General features: G+C 68.0%; 10 protein-coding genes and 3 pseudogenes. 6 read left to right on the forward strand and 7 right to left on the reverse strand.

Features of this window, described 5'->3' with window-relative positions; genetic code table 11:
- Positions 1-28: 28 nt before the first annotated feature.
- The 3 genes from ACIP1U_RS23985 to senA all read right to left on the reverse strand — a co-directional run bounded on the left by ACIP1U_RS23985 (position 29) and on the right by senA (position 8,177).
- Positions 29-5,548 carry an AAA domain-containing protein gene (locus ACIP1U_RS23985; RefSeq protein WP_400320301.1) on the reverse strand — a complete coding sequence of 1,840 codons (5,520 nt, stop codon included), beginning with the start codon at positions 5,546-5,548 and terminating at the stop codon, positions 29-31.
- On the reverse strand, positions 5,545-6,762 hold the full coding sequence (locus ACIP1U_RS23990) for a M48 family metalloprotease (RefSeq protein ID WP_400320304.1): 1,218 nt from the start codon (positions 6,760-6,762) through the stop codon (positions 5,545-5,547). The genes ACIP1U_RS23985 and ACIP1U_RS23990 overlap by 4 nt, the downstream gene beginning before the upstream one ends.
- 200 nt (positions 6,763-6,962) lie before the next feature.
- Positions 6,963-8,177, reverse strand: a complete 1,215-nt coding sequence (gene senA / locus ACIP1U_RS23995) for a selenoneine synthase SenA (protein ID WP_400320307.1) — start codon at positions 8,175-8,177, stop codon at positions 6,963-6,965.
- Between senA and senB the strand changes: the two genes are divergently transcribed.
- From senB to phnE, 5 genes are all read left to right on the forward strand, one after another.
- Complete coding sequence (senB, locus tag ACIP1U_RS24000; RefSeq protein WP_400320309.1) at positions 8,164-9,183, forward strand: selenoneine biosynthesis selenosugar synthase SenB; 1,020 nt, start codon at positions 8,164-8,166, stop codon at positions 9,181-9,183. The genes senA and senB overlap by 14 nt on opposite strands.
- Before the next feature lie 176 nt (positions 9,184-9,359).
- A complete protein-coding gene (locus tag ACIP1U_RS24005) occupies positions 9,360-10,253 on the forward strand; it encodes a putative selenate ABC transporter substrate-binding protein (protein WP_400320312.1) in 894 nt (297 codons plus the stop codon).
- Positions 10,250-11,077: a phosphonate ABC transporter ATP-binding protein gene (locus tag ACIP1U_RS24010; protein ID WP_400320314.1), complete on the forward strand. Its 828-nt coding sequence runs from the start codon at positions 10,250-10,252 to the stop codon at positions 11,075-11,077. The genes ACIP1U_RS24005 and ACIP1U_RS24010 overlap by 4 nt, the downstream gene beginning before the upstream one ends.
- The gene (locus ACIP1U_RS24015; RefSeq protein WP_400320317.1) at positions 11,074-11,895 is read left to right on the forward strand and encodes a PhnE/PtxC family ABC transporter permease; all 822 of its coding nucleotides are present in this window, start codon (positions 11,074-11,076) and stop codon (positions 11,893-11,895) included. The genes ACIP1U_RS24010 and ACIP1U_RS24015 overlap by 4 nt, the downstream gene beginning before the upstream one ends.
- A gap of 3 nt (positions 11,896-11,898) precedes the next feature.
- On the forward strand, positions 11,899-12,690 hold the full coding sequence (gene phnE, locus ACIP1U_RS24020) for a phosphonate ABC transporter, permease protein PhnE (RefSeq protein WP_400320320.1): 792 nt from the start codon (positions 11,899-11,901) through the stop codon (positions 12,688-12,690).
- Between the two features lie 84 nt (positions 12,691-12,774).
- Here the strand turns inward: phnE and ACIP1U_RS24025 are convergent.
- Positions 12,775-13,587: pseudogene (locus ACIP1U_RS24025) on the reverse strand (KfrA protein); the annotation flags it as partial.
- Here ACIP1U_RS24025 and ACIP1U_RS24030 point away from each other — a divergent pair.
- Positions 13,563-13,826 (forward strand): annotated as a pseudogene (locus ACIP1U_RS24030) (chromate resistance protein ChrB domain-containing protein); the annotation flags it as partial. The pseudogenes ACIP1U_RS24025 and ACIP1U_RS24030 sit on opposite strands and share 25 nt — an antisense overlap.
- A 218-nt stretch (positions 13,827-14,044) precedes the next feature.
- Here ACIP1U_RS24030 and ACIP1U_RS24035 read toward each other — a convergent pair.
- The 3 genes and pseudogenes from ACIP1U_RS24035 to ACIP1U_RS24045 all read right to left on the reverse strand — a co-directional run bounded on the left by ACIP1U_RS24035 (position 14,045) and on the right by ACIP1U_RS24045 (position 15,958).
- Positions 14,045-14,947: a Bug family tripartite tricarboxylate transporter substrate binding protein gene (locus tag ACIP1U_RS24035; RefSeq protein WP_400320322.1), complete on the reverse strand. Its 903-nt coding sequence runs from the start codon at positions 14,945-14,947 to the stop codon at positions 14,045-14,047.
- A 176-nt stretch (positions 14,948-15,123) separates the two neighbouring features.
- Positions 15,124-15,510 carry a RidA family protein gene (locus ACIP1U_RS24040; protein ID WP_400320325.1) on the reverse strand — a complete coding sequence of 129 codons (387 nt, stop codon included), beginning with the start codon at positions 15,508-15,510 and terminating at the stop codon, positions 15,124-15,126.
- An 89-nt stretch (positions 15,511-15,599) separates the two neighbouring features.
- A pseudogene (locus ACIP1U_RS24045) lies at positions 15,600-15,958 on the reverse strand (nuclear transport factor 2 family protein).
- Positions 15,959-16,291: the final 333 nt, after the last annotated feature.

Here is a 16,291-nt window from a genome sequence, read left to right on the forward strand (position 1 = left end):
CGGTCATGCGCCCCCCCGCCCGCGCGACCTACGCCTCCACGTAACCCTTGCGCAGTTTCTCCGCCACCAGCTTGTCCATCTCGCGCCGGGCCCGCTCGGCGCTGTCGAACGCCTTCACGCTGGTCTGCCCCGCGCTGCCGATGCGGCCATAGGTGACGGAAAGCTCCGCCCCGCGCACGCTGGCCCGCCAGAACTTGCGCGACGTACCCTGCTCGAAGCGCAGCGTCTGCGTGAACGCTTCTTGCGCACCCGACGCGGTTGCCGCCGGCTGAAGTTCGTCCGTTGCGGCTGCGGCCTGCACGGCGGCAGGCTTGGCCAACGGCGCCGCCATTTCCACCTCCGCGTCCAGTGCGCGATCTTCGCCTTCGGCCAGCATGGCTTCGATGCGGGCCAGCACGGCGTCCCGATCGTCGAGCCAGTCCTTGCCCGGGATGTCCAGCACCCGCCAGCCGAAACTGCGCAGGATGCCGGGTCGGAACACATAGCGTTCAGCGGTATCCGTTACCACCTCTGACGGCGAATCGAGCAGGATTGCCAACGCGTAGCCTTGTCCCGACGGATCGGCAATGGCCAGGTCGCAGCGGAACTGCGAGCGGCCAACGTTGGCGTGCACCTGGTGGCCGCGTGCGCGCAGCGCCTCGGCCAGAGCGTCGCGGATGCTGTCCGGCGTGGCCTCGCGCGTGAAGACGTCGCGCGCGCCCGGGTTCAGCGCGCCAAGCACCGCCTGGGCACGCTCGAACTGGCCGCGTGCGCTGGCTTGCGCGAACTGCAGGAACGCGCGCAGCGCGGCCGCGCCATCGTTGTGCACGTTGGTGATCGCCTCGGCCTGGATCGTCGACACCACCGCCATCCGATGGCGCGCGCGGCTGAAGATCACGTTCAGGCGCTTCTCGCCCCCACGCTGGTTGATCGGCCCGAAGTTCATCAGCATCTTGCCATCCGGCCCCGGCGCGTAGCAGATGCTCAGGATGATCACGTCGCGCTCGTCACCCTGCACGTTCTCCAGGTTTTTGACGAACAGCCCGTTGAACTGGTCGTCGTCCTCGCGCACGTACTCGCGCTCGAGGCGCATCGCGAAATCCGCGTCTTCGGCGGCCAACGCCTCCAGCGCAGCCTCGATGGCACCTTGCTGTGCCTCGGAAAATGCCACGATTCCCAGGCTCAGCCCGGTCTCTCGGCGCAGCATCTCGCGCACAGTGCGGGCAATGTAGACGGCCTCAGGCGCATTGCGGCGTTCCGCATAGACGCCGTCGGCCAGCCGGTGGAAGCTGACTGGCCGCGCCAGCAACGCCTCGGCGCCTGCGATGCCGGCATCCTCCTGGTCCGACCGCAGCGGCGGCGTCTCATCCTCGGCCTGTTCCCGCGCACGGTCGGGAATGGTGACGAGGCGCCCGTCGTAGAACGCGGCGTTGGAAAAGCTGATGAGTGACTCGTGGCGGCTGCGGTAGTGCCACGCCAGCAGCGTGGCGGGCAAATTGCGTGCGGCCTGGTTCAGCAGGCTGTCCGAATCGAGGTTGATGGCGATCCGCTCCCCCTCCTCTTCCACGATGACCTCGTCGTCGCCCTCTGCGCCGCCGGCCGTAAAGAAGCTCGTCGGCGGCAGCTGCATCTCGTCGCCGACCACCACCACCTGGCGCGCGCGGCTTAGCGCCGGCACCGCCTCCTCGGTCGGAATCTGGCTGGCCTCATCGAAGATCACCACGTCGAACAGGTCCGGCGACAGCGGCAGCGTGTCGGATACCGACAGCGGGCTCATCAGCCAGATCGGCTTCAGGTCGTTGATGACGATGCCGGTCTCGTCGTCGGAGAGATCGCGGATCGAGCGATGGCGCATGCTCTTGCCGAACTCATGCTCCAGTTCGCGGCGCCCCGTGGCGTATTGCTTCTTGAACGCCTTGCCGTCGGCGTCCAGCATCGTGGCCGACAACGAAGACGCGCGCACATGCTCGGCAAACTGCTGATGCCGCGTGGCGCGCACGACCTCCGCGTTCAGCGCGAGCAGTTCGCGCTGGCCCTGCGCCACGGCGCGCGCGGCCTGCGCGAGCGCGGCACCGCCCATCCTCGCCAGCAGCGGGTTCTCGCGCGCAAGGCGACGCAGCGCCTCGTCGGCCACCAGCGCTTCCAGTTGCGCGGGCTCATGATCGAGCCATTGCAGCGTGGCGGCGCAGGCGGGATCGCCTGCATGCACGGCGCGCAACAGCGGCAACAGGTCCGGCAGCTCGTCGAGCGCTTCGCGCAGGTCGCGCAGCAGCTCGGCGATGTCGCCGAGGCGCGCATCGCCGGCCAGCGCCAGCCCGTCGCGCACACGCTGCGCGAGCTTTTCCAGCGCCTCGTGCGCGCCGGCCTCGGCGCGCGCCGCCGCGACCGCATCGACGGCCTGGCGCAGATGCGCGACCAGTTCGCGCGGGCCCGCGCCCGACTGCAGGCGCTGCTCGAGTTCGTTGAGCGCGCGCAGGAAGGCCTGCATCTCGCTCACGCCGTAGCGGCGGCGGCTGTCGGCATCCGCCGCCGCCAGCGCCGCGCTCGCGGCGTGCTCTGCGGACAACGCTTCCAGCACCTTGCCGTAGCCGGGATGGATGGCGTGCTTGCCAAAGTCATAGCGGCGCTTCAGTTCTCCGCGCAGCCGCCACCATGCGGGCTGCAGCCAGCGCGCGATCGATGGCTCCAGCCGCCGCGCGAGCACCAGCGCCGATTCGGTATCGGCAGGGCTCAGCTTGTCGTGCCAGTGCGACGTGACGGCGCGCGCGTCCGCAAGTGCCTGCGCGCGCGTGTCCAGGTCCGCGCGGACATCGCGCAGTGCCGCTTGTGCCGGCGAGGCCGGATCGAGCAGGTCCAGGTGTGCGGCAAGGCCCGTGTCGAGCAGCCATTGGCTGTCGACGGCAATCGCGCGTGCCTGTTCCAGGCTGGTGCCGTGGCCGGTAAGGCTCGCCGTGCTGTCCAGCAGCGGGTCAAGCGCATCGAACAGTGCCTCGGCGTCCTGGCACAGTTGCTCGGCGCGGCCATAAGCGCGCTCGTCGGCCACCAGTTGCGCAGACAGGCGCGCGAACGGATGCGCCGCCAGGCTGTCGCGACCGAAGCGCTCGCGCATCGCGCGGTGCACGCGCTGCGCGAGATCGCGCTGGCGGTCCCATGCGGCGAGCGCCGGCAGGCGCTCGCGCATCGCGGGCCCCGCTTCCGGCACCGCGGGGAGCGTTACCACGCGGCGCAACAGTGCACGCACGCTGTCGCCGAGTGGCGCAGGCGCTGCGGCCATTGCCGATTCGAATGCGTCGATACGTAGCTGGTAAGCGGCCAGGGCCTCCGCCACCTGTTTGCGGCGTGCCGCCAGTGCATCGCCGCCGTGCGGCTGCGCGATCCACTGCTCGTAGCAGGCGCGCAGGTCGGCAATGAAGGCCTTCTTGTCGGTCTGCGAGTCGTGAATCAGGCAGCACAGCGAATCCAGCCCGCTTTGCTTGAGCCGATGGAACACCACGTCGAGCGCGGCCCGCTTCTCGCAGACAAACAGCACGCGCTTGCCGCGCCCCGCGTAGTCGGCGATCAGGTTCGTGATGGTTTGCGACTTGCCCGTGCCCGGCGGGCCCTGGATGATGAAGCTGCGCTGGCTGCGTGCAAGGCCGACCGCAGCGTTCTGCGTCGCATCGGCCGCCACCACGTTCCACTGCTCGGCCGGCGCGAGCGGCGCGGGTGGTTCCGTCTCCACATCGCGCGGCTCGATCGAGAACACGCGGTCGAACGCCGGATTCGCGCCGGGCTCGTCGAGCAGCTGCGCGTAGTCGCGCACCAGCGACATCTTGCGATAGTTGAAGTTCGCGAGCGTCACCTGCGTCAGGTCCAGATCCCAAGCATAACGGTGGCCCTCGGACTCCTCGAGCACGAAGCCCTGGCGCTCTTCGCTTTGCGCCGCGGCTGCGCCGCTCATCTGCGGCTGGCGCGGGCCGGCACCCGGGGCTGCGCCGGCCTCGAAACGTTGCGGCAGCTCGCTCGGCCGCACCCAATGCTCGAACAGCGCGCGGCCCAGCGGGCGGTAGTCGTCCTGCGCATAGCTGTACGGCGGCAGCCAGCCGCCCGTGCGCGCAGCGGACGTACCCGGCCTGCGGCGCTGGAACTGCTGCATGCGCTGCAGCGCTTTCTGCCGCACGAGCCGCACCGCGGCCTTGTCGACGAGGCGCAGCTCCACCGAAGGCTCGGAACGGCGAATCTGCGCGAGGATGCCGGCGTGGATCTCTTCAAGCGAGGTCTTGCCGAGATCCACGGTCTCGTCGAGCCGGATGTCATAGAGCTGGCTCAGGTAGTGGCGCAGCACCGGGTTGAACTCGGCTTCGCCGCCCGTGCACTGGATCACGTACTGGTCGCGCACGCCCTTGCGCCTGACCAGTTCCACCGGCAGCCACAGAAGCGGCGTGACGATGCGCTCGTCCGGCGCCTCCTTCAGGTTGTGCCAGCGCAGGAACGCCACCACGAGGCGCAAGTTGCTGAAGCCGTATTCGGCGCGGTCGCGCCGTGTCTCGGCGATCAGGCGGTCGAGCGATGCCGGCAGGTACGGCTGGTCGTCGAAGCGCAGCCAGCGCTGCAGCGACACCGGTTTGCCCGCCACCAGGTCGGCGGCGAACGGGCCGCCCCAGGTGCAGATGTGTTCGGGCCGCACGCTTTCGATTTGCAGCATCAGCGGCACGCTGGCCACCGTCAGGTTGACACTGGCCGCGGTCGGACGGAAGTGCAGCAAGCGGTTGCGCCGCGACAGGTCGAACAGGCGGTCACGCAGGTGCGTGAGCACGGCGGCACGGCGCGGTGTGGCGCCAGTCGTGCCAGCCAGCGCCCGTTCCACGTCCAGGGCTGCCGGCTGCTCGCGCCACGTGCGCAGCCGCGTTGCGAGCGCTGCGACATCGGTGGCGCGATCGTGGCGGTTGATCTCGGTCATCTCGACGATCACCGCGGCGACGATCGGGTGCAAGCGCTCGTGCAGCAGGAACAGGTTGCGGCGGTGCGCCACGAAGCTGCGCAGATCGTGCTCATCCGCGAAGTCCAGGCCGCAGGCGAGGCTCGCCAGCACCATGCCGAGCAGGAAGACGTCGCCGATCTCGTCATGGTGGCCCAGAAGTCCTTCCCAGCTCGCCGGCCCGCGCAGGTAGACCGGGCGCTCGATCGGCGCGGTTGCGTCAAGCTGCAAGGCCAGGTCGGTCTGGTCGCGCTGCCCGTCATCGGCATGGCCGAGCTGTAGAGCGCCGACGATATTCAGGCCCGAGGCCGGATGCGGCTGCACGCGATGCACCGCGTCGATGTCCATGACGGGGATTTCGCCATCTGGCCGCCGCAGGCGCAGCGCGCCGTCCTTGCTCACCAGTATGCTGTCGGGATCGAGCGCAGCCACCCTGCCCTGCGCATGCAACGCGGCGACCTGCGCGAACAGGGGCAACACCAGCACCAGGACGTCGTCGACAGGCAGCGCCGCGCCCGCCTGCGCATCGATCAGCGCCCGCAGCGTGCGCGGCTCGCCGCTACCGTTCATATCGGCGATAGTGTTTATGCCGTGGGTCGTGCTGTCATTCATGCCCGGCCCTCCCTGGCCCGTTGGTGATCGAGTTGGCGATCGAGTTGGCGCTGGTAGCGGTCCAGTTCGCGCTTGCCGAAACCGGCGTCGCGGCGCAGGTTGCCTTGCAGCGCTTCGAGGCTGCCGAGGCTTTGTGCCATCTTGCCGGCGTGCAGCAGCGCCGCGTCCTGCTGGTCGGGGTCCGCGAGCGCAAGGTCCATCATCAATGCGTTCAGGTAGCCGCGGACGCTGTCGTCGATCACGCCCTGCCCCAACTCTTCGGGACCGATCGCCGGTTCATCGTCACGCCAGTCGGGAAACATCATGCGCACCTGCGCAAGCACCGCCTCGCTCGTCAGCGGCGTGCCGGCGAGAAATTGAGCCAGGAAGCCGCGCGTGAGCGCCTGCAGCCGGACCTGTCCGGGAAGGTCCAGCTTTTCCAGCGCCAACGGGCCGTGCAGGCGGGTTTCGATCCACGGATCAAGATCGGCCGCGCCCTCCCACCACAGCGCCAGCGCGCGGGCCCGGATAAAGGTCTCGGGATGGCTGTGGGCGGCGCTCGCGCCCGGCTCGCTGGATTCGATCTCGGCCGCCTGGCGCAGGTAGGCGGCCGCGTCCACGCTGCCCATGCCGGTCTGCACCTTGACCAGCGTCGACACTGCCGGCGCCACCGCACCGGCCGCCACGGCGCCGCCACGGTCGGCAAACAGCTCGGTATGCAGTGCATAGCGGCGCCAGGTCTCGCGATGGCTGGCACTTGCGCCTGGCGCGGCCAGTGCGTCATTCAGGATGCGGTCCGCCACCAGGAACTGGCCGTCGTCGCGCGACCACAGCAGATAGTGGGCCAGCTCGTGGCCGAACACCGCCAGCAGTTCCGGCGGCGCGAGCCGCTCCAGCAGCGGACCCTGCAGGACGATGTGGACCTCCCCGGGCACATAGACCAGCGAGGCGTTCATATCCTGGCCCGGCGACTGGTAGAGCGTCGCGCGCGCTTCGATGCCGAGCCGCGACATCGCCTGCGCAAGCGCTGCGTGTACGTCGGCGTGGGCGTCCACCTCGATCCGGTAAGTGTCCCGCAGCAGCATCGCGCGCAATGCGTCGCGGTGGTCGGCACCAGTTGCGCGGGCGTTGGCCCAGCGCCAGACTTCAGGCTCGTGGCGACGCAGATAATCGACCACCGTTGCGTGATAGGCCAGCGGCAGCAGCGCGCGGCGATCCGGGGCTTGAGAGTCCATGCGGGACGTTCCAGGGTTGCGTGGTAGCCGATTCTACAGGCGGCCGGCGGCTGGCAACGCCCTGGGCGGCCGGACCGGCGGCATCCCCGGCCAGATACGGCAGTCGGCTACCGCAAGCATCGATGTCACCGTGAAGACGCCGCCCTCAACCGCAACTCAGCCGCAACTCAGCCGCAACTCAGCCGCAACTCAGCCGCAACTCAGCCGCAGCAGCGGAATCCGACGAAGAGGTCGCTGCGGTGCGGCAGGTAAAAGTTCCGGTAGCGAGGATGCTGCATGCGGGCATGCGTGGCGAACGAGCCGCCGCGAACCGAGCGATGCGTGTGAAACCAGGGGGCGGAGTATTCCTGGTACGGATCGGGCGAGAACCCTGCATAGGGCTCGAAAGGATCAGCCGTCCATTCCCACACGGCGCTACCCCAGCGGATCAGGTCATGCGTTGCCGCGTACTCCCATTCGGCTTCCGTGGGCAAGCGCTTGCCGGCCCAGCGGCAATAGGCTTCCGCCTCGTAGGCATTGATATGACACACCGGCTGGTCGGGCGGCAGCGGCACCCACTGCCCGAACCAGCGCAACGCCCACTGCCCCGGGGAGCCGCCGGCTGTCAGGCGCCAGCGCACCGGATGCGCCAGCTTGCTCTGTTGCAGCCATGCGCGTCCGTCGGCGGACCACCATTGAGGGTCGCGGTAGCCGCCGGCGGCCACGAATTCTGCAAATGCGGCATTGCTGACGCAAGCGCGATCGATGCGGAAAGCGGCGATGCGGACCGGGTGGGTCCACTTCTCATTGTCGAAGACGAATCCGTCACCTCCGGCAGGCGACCCCATCAGGAACGTGTCGTCGCCTGCGGCCACCGGCCCGGCACCCGGCGCAATCGAAGGCATGCCGAACTGGGCGTGCCGCGGATAATCGAGCGTCTGGCGCATATAGGTCAGCGCCTCCGCGTGCATGTCTTCGTGGAACAAGGCGAGCCGGAAAAAATAGAGCGCCTGGTCGGCGTCGTCCGCCGCGGCGAGGCTGGCCCGGACCCGCTCCAGTACCGCGGCCACGTAGCCCCGCACCTGCCCCAGTGAGGGCAACGCAAGCTTCCAGCGATCCGTGTGAGGCACGCGCGAGGAATCGAAGAGGCGGTCGGCGTTATCAAGCATCGACGGCAGGCTTGCGACCAGGCGGCCGCCCGGGCCGGGACGCGGGTCCCGCAACACCCAGTGCTCGGTGAACCACGCGACATGCGCGTATTCCCACAAGGGCGGGTTGATCCCCGGATCGTAGCGAACCTGCCACTGAGTCGGCGACAAGTCCTGCAAGATGGCCCAGGTGCGGACATGCGCTTCGGCAAATGCCGCTTCGAGCCCGAATTTGTTTATCCTTCTGGCTGCGTCCCCTTCAGAGCCGATCGTCATGCGTCCTCCCAAGGCCACTGTCGCGATTATCAGCCCGGCACTCCGGAAAGCCAATAACGGCAACTGGCAAACCGCACATCGCTGGTCGCGCTTCCTGCAGCCAGATTACGGTGTGACCCTGGCCGCGGAGTGGGCGGCAGACCACCCGGCCGGCGCCGTCCCGGCGTGCCTGATCGCGCTGCACGCCCGGCGCTCGGCCGATTCCATCGCCAGGTTTGCCAAAGCCTGTCCCGGCCGGCCCCTGATGGTGGTGCTGACCGGGACGGATCTGTACCGCGACATCCGCAGCGACGCATCCGCCCAGCGCTCCCTGGACCTGGCCACCCACCTGGTGGTGCTGCAGGACGAAGGACCCGCTGAACTGGCCCCCGGGCATCGGGCCAAATGCCGGGTCATCTACCAGTCCGCCCCGGCAATCTTGCCGGCAGCAGCCAGCCAGGACGCGTTCGAGGTCGTGCTGGTGGGCCATATGCGGGCGGAGAAGGACCCGGGGACGCCCATGCAGGCCCTGAGGCTGCTTCCCGACGATTCGCGCGTGCGCATGATCCACATCGGCGCGGCGCTGGACGATACCTGGCGGCAGGCAGCAGAGGCGCTGCAAGCACATCGCTGGCCAGGGGTCCGGCGCTATGTCTGGCTGGCAAACCTGTCTCACGCCGAGACGCGACGGCGCATCGGCCAGGCGCGGGCAATGGTCATATCGAGCGTGATGGAAGGCGGCGCCAACGTGATCATCGAGGCCGTTACCAGCGGGGTGCCGGTGCTGGCCAGCCGCATCCCGGGCAACGTCGGCATGCTCGGCCGCGACTACGAGGGCTACTTCCCGCCGGGCGATGCCGCGCACCTGGCGACGATGCTGGAGCACGCCAGCGGCGATGACGCTTTTCTCGAGCGCCTGCGGCGGCAATGCGCGCAGCGCGCGCCGCTGTTCGCGCCGGAGCTGGAACGTGCCGAAGTCATTAGACTTGTCGCCGAAGCCTTGAAACCAGATTGGCCAGGAGCGCCGCCATGGAACTGATAGCCAGCACCACCCGGCTCAATACGCCCGGCCGGCCGATGTGCCGGGCGGGGAAGACTTCCATCAGGCAACGCTGATGGCGAAATGACGGAAGGACCCGCCCGATCGCGGTAGCATAGGCGCCTTTTTGTGGTTGTCCCCGCCCCATCACTGCCGTTCTTCGACCACGCTCGATCATGACCACAACCATATTCCCGCGTATCGCCAAACGCCTTGCCGCGCTTGCCCTGTCTGGCCTTGCCGGCCTTGCCGGCCTTGTCGTCCTGTCGGGTGCCCAGGCTGCACAGAGCGTCCTGAAAGTCTCGGCCATCCCCGACGAGGCACCGACCGAACTGCAGCGCAAGTTCGCGCCGCTTGGCAAATATCTCGAGAAGGAAACCGGCATGAAGGTGGAGTTCATGCCAGTGACGGATTACGCCGCCGTGGTCGAGTCCCTGGCAACGGGCAAGATCGACATGGCATGGCTGGGCGGTTTCACCTACGTGCAAAGCAAGATCCGGACGAAAGGCGCCACCATCCCCATCGTCCAGCGGCAGGAAGATGCGGCGTTTACCAGCAAGTTCATCACTGCCGACAGCAGTATCAAGAACCTGGCCGACCTCAAGGGCAAGACTTTCGCCTTCGGCGCGCCGTCCTCGACTTCCGGACACCTGATGCCGCGCTATTTCCTGCACCAGGCCGGCATCGATCCGGACCGGGACTTCAAGACTGTTGCCTACTCGGGCGCCCATGACGCAACGGCCGCCTTCGTCCAGGCCCGCAAGGCCGAAGCCGGCGTGCTCAACGCCTCGGTCTGGGACAAGCTGGTGGAGCAGCACAAGGTGGACCCCGGCAAGGTCCGGGTGTTTGCCGTCACGCCGCCCTACTTCGACTACAACTGGACCGTACGCGGCGGGCTCGACCCGGCATTGCGCAAGAAGCTGACCGAAGCGTTCCTGCGCCTTGACCCGGCCAATCCCGAGCACAGGGAGATCATGGCACTGCAACGGACCGTAAAGTACATCCCTACCAAGCCGGAGAACTACGCCGGCATCGAGGCCGCGGCCCGCACCGCGGGCCTGATCAAGTGAGTTTCAATCTCGATGCCGCCAGCGTCAGCTACCCCAACGGGCAGCGCGCGCTGAGCCAGATCGCCTTGTCGGCGGGCAGCGGCGAGCGCATCGCCGTCATCGGTCCCTCGGGCGCCGGCAAGACCTCGCTGCTGCGCCTGCTGGCAACGTCGCTGCGGCCCGGCGAAGGCCGCGTCGAGATCCTGGGGCAGAGCCCCTGGGCACTGAGCGCCGCGCGCCTGCGGCACCTGCGCTGCCGCATCGGCATGGTGCACCAAGCGCCGCCGATGCCTCCACGCCAGCGCGTGATCACCGCCATCCTTGCCGGCCGCCTCGGTATCTGGCCGGGCTGGAAATCCATGCTCTCGCTGGTCTATCCGGCGGATATCGCCGGCGCCAGCGAACAGCTGGCGCGACTGGAGCTGGCCGACCGCCTGTTCGATCGCTGCGACCAGTTGTCGGGCGGGCAGCTGCAGCGCGTCGGGGTGGCCCGCGTGCTCTACCAGCGCCCGGAACTGATCCTGGCCGACGAGCCGGTCTCGGCAATGGATCCCGTGCTGGCCAATCTGACCCTGAGCGAGCTGCGCAAGGAAGCCGATACGCGGGCGGTGACGCTGATCGCCAGCCTGCACGCGGTGGACCTTGCCCTGCGCTGGTTTCCCCGCATCATCGGCCTGAAGTCTGGCGAGGTCGCCTTCGACCTGCCGGCCGAGCACGTCACAGACGCCCTGCTGCGGGAACTCTACGCCTCCGAGAGCGAATCGCCACCGGTGCAGGGCAACCGGGCCGCGGTCACCGCCGCCACTTCCGGCGGCGGTGACCCGCGCAGGGCGGCATGTCGATGAGCGCTCATCCACGCGACCCGCAGGCGCTGCGGCGGGCCGGCGGACTGGTCCTGGCGCTGCTGGTGCTGTGGCCCCTGCTGAGGCTGTCCCAGTTCAGCCCGTCGGCACTGTTCGACAGGGCAAACCTGAAGGTGATAGGCGACTTCCTGGGAAACTTCCTGCCTCCCGAGGTTTCAGCCGAGTTTCTCGGCTACGTGGCCAAGGCAACGCTGGAAACGCTGGCGATCGCGACCGCGGGCATCGCCCTCGCCTTTGTCATTGCGGCGCCGCTGGCCGTAGCGATGACCAGCAGCCTCTCCATCTCCCGCATCGGTCCGGGCCCGGGACTCCGGGTGCGGGCAGCACTGCGCAGCGCCGTGCGGGCGCTGGTACTCCTGCTGCGCGGGGTGCCCGAGCTGGTCTGGGCACTGGTCTTTGTGCGCGCCCTGGGCCTTGGCGCGGCGGCGGGCGTGCTGGCGCTGGCCGTCACCTATGGCGGCATGCTGGCAAAGGTCTATGCGGAAATCCTCGAATCCAGCGACCAGCGCGCGGCGGACGCCCTGCTCTCCGGTGGCAGCGGGCGCCTGGCGGCGCTGTCCTACGGTCTGCTGCCAAATGCCGCGCAGGAACTGGTCTCGTACACCGTGTATCGCTGGGAATGCGCCGTCCGGGCGTCGGTGGTGATGGGCTTCGTTGGCGCCGGTGGGCTTGGCCAGTTGATGGACCAGGCCATGAAGCTGCTCAACGGCGGCGAAGCCGCGACCATCCTGCTTGTGTTCCTGCTGCTGGTCCTGCTGGCCGACGCGCTCAGCGCCCGGCTGCGCAAGATGCTGGATTGAACCATGGCGACTAACACGCCCACGGCCGGTCAACTCTGCCTCAAGTGCCTGCTTACGCTGCTCGCCGTGGCAATCGCGATTGCGGCCAGTTTTGCCTATCTCTCGCTCGATCTGAGCCGGCTTTTTTCCGCGCAGGCTGCAGCCGAGATCCTGCGCTTCCTGCAGACCTTCTTCCCGCCAGAACTGTCCGCCACGTTCCTGGCCAGAACCGGCGGCGCCATGCTCGAAACGCTCGCGGTGTCCGCCGTGGGCACGCTGTGTGCGGCGGTGCTGGGTTTTGGCCTGGCACTACCGGCTTCCGGGCTTTACGGCGATGCGCTGCGCGCGTTCTCGCGCTTGCTGCTGAACCTGTTGCGCTCGATTCCGGAACTGGTATGGGCTGCCCTGACCGTCCTCGCAGTCGGGCTGGGACCGTTTGCCGGCACCCTCGCCCTGGCGCTGCATACCGCGGGCGTGCTCGGTCGCCTGTTCGCCGAGGCGCTGGAGAATGCGCCGCGCGCACCCGGCCGCGCGCTGATCGAAAAGGGTACCCCCGCCGCGCTGGTCTTCATGTATGGGACGCTGCCCTGCGTATGGCCCCAGTTCCTGGCCTACATCCTGTATCGCTGGGAAATGAATATCCGCGTAGCGGCAATCCTTGGCTTTGTCGGCGCCGGCGGGCTCGGGCAGATGCTGTATTTCGAGCTCTCCCTGTTCCATATGCCCCAGGCTTGCACGGTGATCATCGCCATGCTTGTCCTGGCGGCCTTGGTCGACACCGCCAGCACGATCATGAGAGTTGGCCGGCATTCCTGAAGCGGCACGCTCCGCGCGGAAAAAAGGGTGGCCAGGTCGTAATCGGCTATCTGGTCCTGGATCCAGCAGATCGCGGCCGCCCGCTCAATGTTTACTGTCGTCGTGGTTGTCGCTGCTGTCGCTGCCGTCTTCCGGGTTCGAGCCGGTGGGCGCCCCGTGCTCGTCAGCCGGCTTTTCATTTGGTGCTTCGTTATCGGTCGGCGCAGGGCCGCCGGGCTTGCGCCGACGCCCACTACCGGCGCCCTCTCGCTCGCGCGGCAGGCGCAATTCTGCCAGCAGCTGGCGCGCCAGCACGGCTTCCGCCTCGGCGCGCTCGGCCCGGCGCTGTGCCGCCGCCAGCTCCGTCTGCACCGCGTCCCGGTCGACGGCGGCCTGGCGCTGCGCCGCCTCGGCGGCGGCGAGCCGCTCGGTGAGCCGCTCCGTGAGCGCCGCGACCTGGGCTTCGAGCCGGGCCCGGGCTTCGGCCTGCGCCACCGCCGCGTCGCGGGCTTCATGGCGCGCGGCCGCCAGTTCCGTGCGCAACGCCTCGGCAGCGCGCTCGCTCTTCTGCCGCGCGGTACGCTCCTGATCCAGTTCGCGCAGTGCCCGCCGCTCGCTGGCCTCGGCCCGTTCCTGGGCCATGGTCACCTGCTCGCGCGCACGCTCCAGCTCGGTCGAGAATTGGGACCGCAGCTCCGTCAGCTGGCGGCCCGCCCCCTCCAGTTCTGCCCTGCCCGCTTCCAGCCGTGCCTGGGTGGCGGCGTGTGCCTGCCGCTCGGCGGCAAGGTCCGCCTGGCTTTCCGCGATCGATTGACGCGCTTCTTCCAGCTGGGCTGAGCGTGCCGCGATGTCCTCGCGCGCGGCCGCAGTCTCGGCGCGCGCCGCATTGCGCTCCGCTTGACGTGCCGAATGTCGAGCTCGGCCACCACGGCGACCGCTGCAGCTTCGACGCCTTCATCGAGAAGTATCAGCTGATTGACCCGGCCCTGAACAAGCTGGCGCTGATCGTGCGCGCCGCCGACTGCGGCCAGCCCCAGCTCGCGAAGGAGGCGGCCGGCCTGCTCGCCATCTCGAAAGGGCTGTCGCTCAACTTAGCCGACGACCACGAGATGCTGAGGGCAGGCATGGTGATGTACGACGCGCTCTACGCCTGGTGCGCGGATACGCCGCTGTTCAAGGATGAGCGCTCAAGCGATTTTGCTGAAATGTCGATGCTCGCGTCGTTTGGGTCTGGTTTTGACTGTTGGGGAAGCCCTCTTGTTCCGACAGAGCCGGAACACGCGCTTTTCGCAGATATTCCGGATCGACACCGCCAAGCCGTGGCGAAACCACGCGTGCGACGCTCAGGCATGGACCGCGCTCGGGCTCTTGCGCCTCATTCGATCTTGGCCCCCGACACCTGCACCATTTCCTTCCAGCGCGGCGCTTCGGCCGTGATCAGCGCGCGCGTGGCCTCGGCGCTGTCGGTGGTGGCCAGTACCAGGCCCGCGTTTTTCAGGCGCGCCGCGAGTTCCGGCGTTGCGCTGCGCTTCACGCCTTGCGTGATGGCGCGAACGGTCGCCGGATCCATGCTGGCGGGGCCGGTCAGTGCGTTCCACGATTGCAGGTCCAGGTCGCCTAGGCCCAGGTCGGCGAACTCGCCCATGCCGGGCACCTCGGGCATCAGCGGGCTTCGATCGCGGCTGCCCACGGCCAGCGGGATCAGACGCCCGGTTGCGATGTGCGGCATCAGCGCCGGCATGAAATCGAACGCCATGTCGATCTGCCCGCCCAGCAGGTCGGCTAAGGCCGGCGCGCCACCGCGGTAGGGCACATGCAGGATGCTGGCGCCGGTGCGCTTGGCCACGCTGGCGATCAGCAGGTGCGCGGGCGATCCGTTGCCGGCCGATCCCTTGGTCAGCTGTCGCCCCGGCTTTCTGCCCCATTCGATCAGGCTGCGGAAGTTGGTCCAGCCGTTCTGCTTGGCGCGCTCCGGCGTCACGCAGCACACCACGGTCGACGTCACCAGGCGGGCGATGGGCGTCAGGTCGCGTGCCGGGTCGTAGGGCGCTTTGGCCATCATCAGCGGCAGGGCCGTGAAAAACGAAACGTTGAGGACGCCCAGCACGCTGCCATCGGCCGGTGCCTCCTTCACGGCCTGGATGCCGAGCAGACCGTTGGCACCGCCGCGGTTGTCGATCACGATGGCCTGCCCGGTGGCCGCCGTGTACGAACTGGCCCAGTTGCGCGCGATGGCGTCGGCGGAGCCGCCGGCCGGGAACGGTACAACCCAGCGCATGGGGCGGCCACCGGGAAGCATCTGGCCTTGCACCGCAAAGGGCAAAGCGAGCGAGAGTGACAGGAATGAGCGACGGCTGAGCATTGGGTCTGCTCCTTGGGGGGTGGTATGGGTTGGGCTGGCGCACCGCTTCGGCTCGCCGCGACAGCGTCGGCAGCGGCCGCGATCGATGCGCCTCAGGAGTCGCCGAGAAAAACCGTGGCGTCGATCTCGACCAGGCAATCTGGCGAGCCCAGGCCGCTGACGATGCATGACACGCGATGCGGCGGGTCTTCGCTGAAGTTGGCGAAATAGACCTCGTTCATGGGCGCCCAGTTGGCGCGGTCTGTGACGTAGACGGTGCACTTAACGACATCGCGCAGGCTGCCGCCGGCCTGCTCGACCAGGGCGCGGATGTTGTCGATGGCCTGCTGGGTCTGCGCCCGCACATCGCCAACGACGAACTGGCCCTGCAGATTGCGCCCCGTCGAGCAGGCAAACAGGAACCCACCAGCCAGCGTCGCCTGGGCGAACGGCAGCGAGGGCTTGAAGACACGGTCGGAAGAAATGGCGCGCTTGGGCATGGGCTGGTTTCCATCAAGATGAATCGGTCACGGATCAGCGAACTTTACGTCGCTGTACTGAAAAGAACTGCCTTGCGGGCTGGGCCGGCTCAGCGGGCGACCAGCTCCGGCCTGTCCTTGCGGTAGGCGTTCTCCATGCGGGCCACGATGCGCGCGCCGTCCGCCTTGGTGCCGCGGAAGGTGGATTAGGAAACGCCACGCTCGCCGCACACGAAGTGGTCGCCATCCAGCCAGGCGGCGTCCGGAAGTGCTGCCAGGCCAACTGAGAGCCTTCTCCCTGGGGCTGGGTGCCCTCGAAGGTGCGGCCCAGCAGGTCCGGGCCACCGACGGCATGGAATTCGGCGTCATCGGTCATGAAGCTCATCAGGGCTTCCAGGTCGTGGCGGTTCCATGCAGAGGCGAAATCCGCCAGCATCTGCACGTCAACGGGTTGGTTTTCTATGCTCATTTTTGTCTCTTGACGGTGGATTGGCGGGCGCGCAGGCGCGCTTAAAAAGGGTCATAGCGCTTTTGGGCTGGCAGAAATAGTGGCGACAGCAATGGCGGTTTCATAGAACCAGATCCGCCCAATCGTTGGGACCAGGGGTGGGGAATACCCTTGTCCCCGTTTGCGAAGGATTTCGAGTGTTCTGACACGACAGGACTGGCTGCTGACTTATATCAGCCTTGGGCAGCTTGATACGCTGCGGCCCCTATGGAATCCGCTGACTCACGCCTCGTTTCCGGGGGCGAGCTCGAAGCGCTCTCCCGCATTCAGGTTTGGCGAGTCCCGGTCCGACCT

Origin of the sequence: Cupriavidus sp. NPDC089707 (genome assembly GCF_044748965.1) — a bacterium.
Lineage (GTDB): Bacteria > Pseudomonadota > Gammaproteobacteria > Burkholderiales > Burkholderiaceae > Cupriavidus.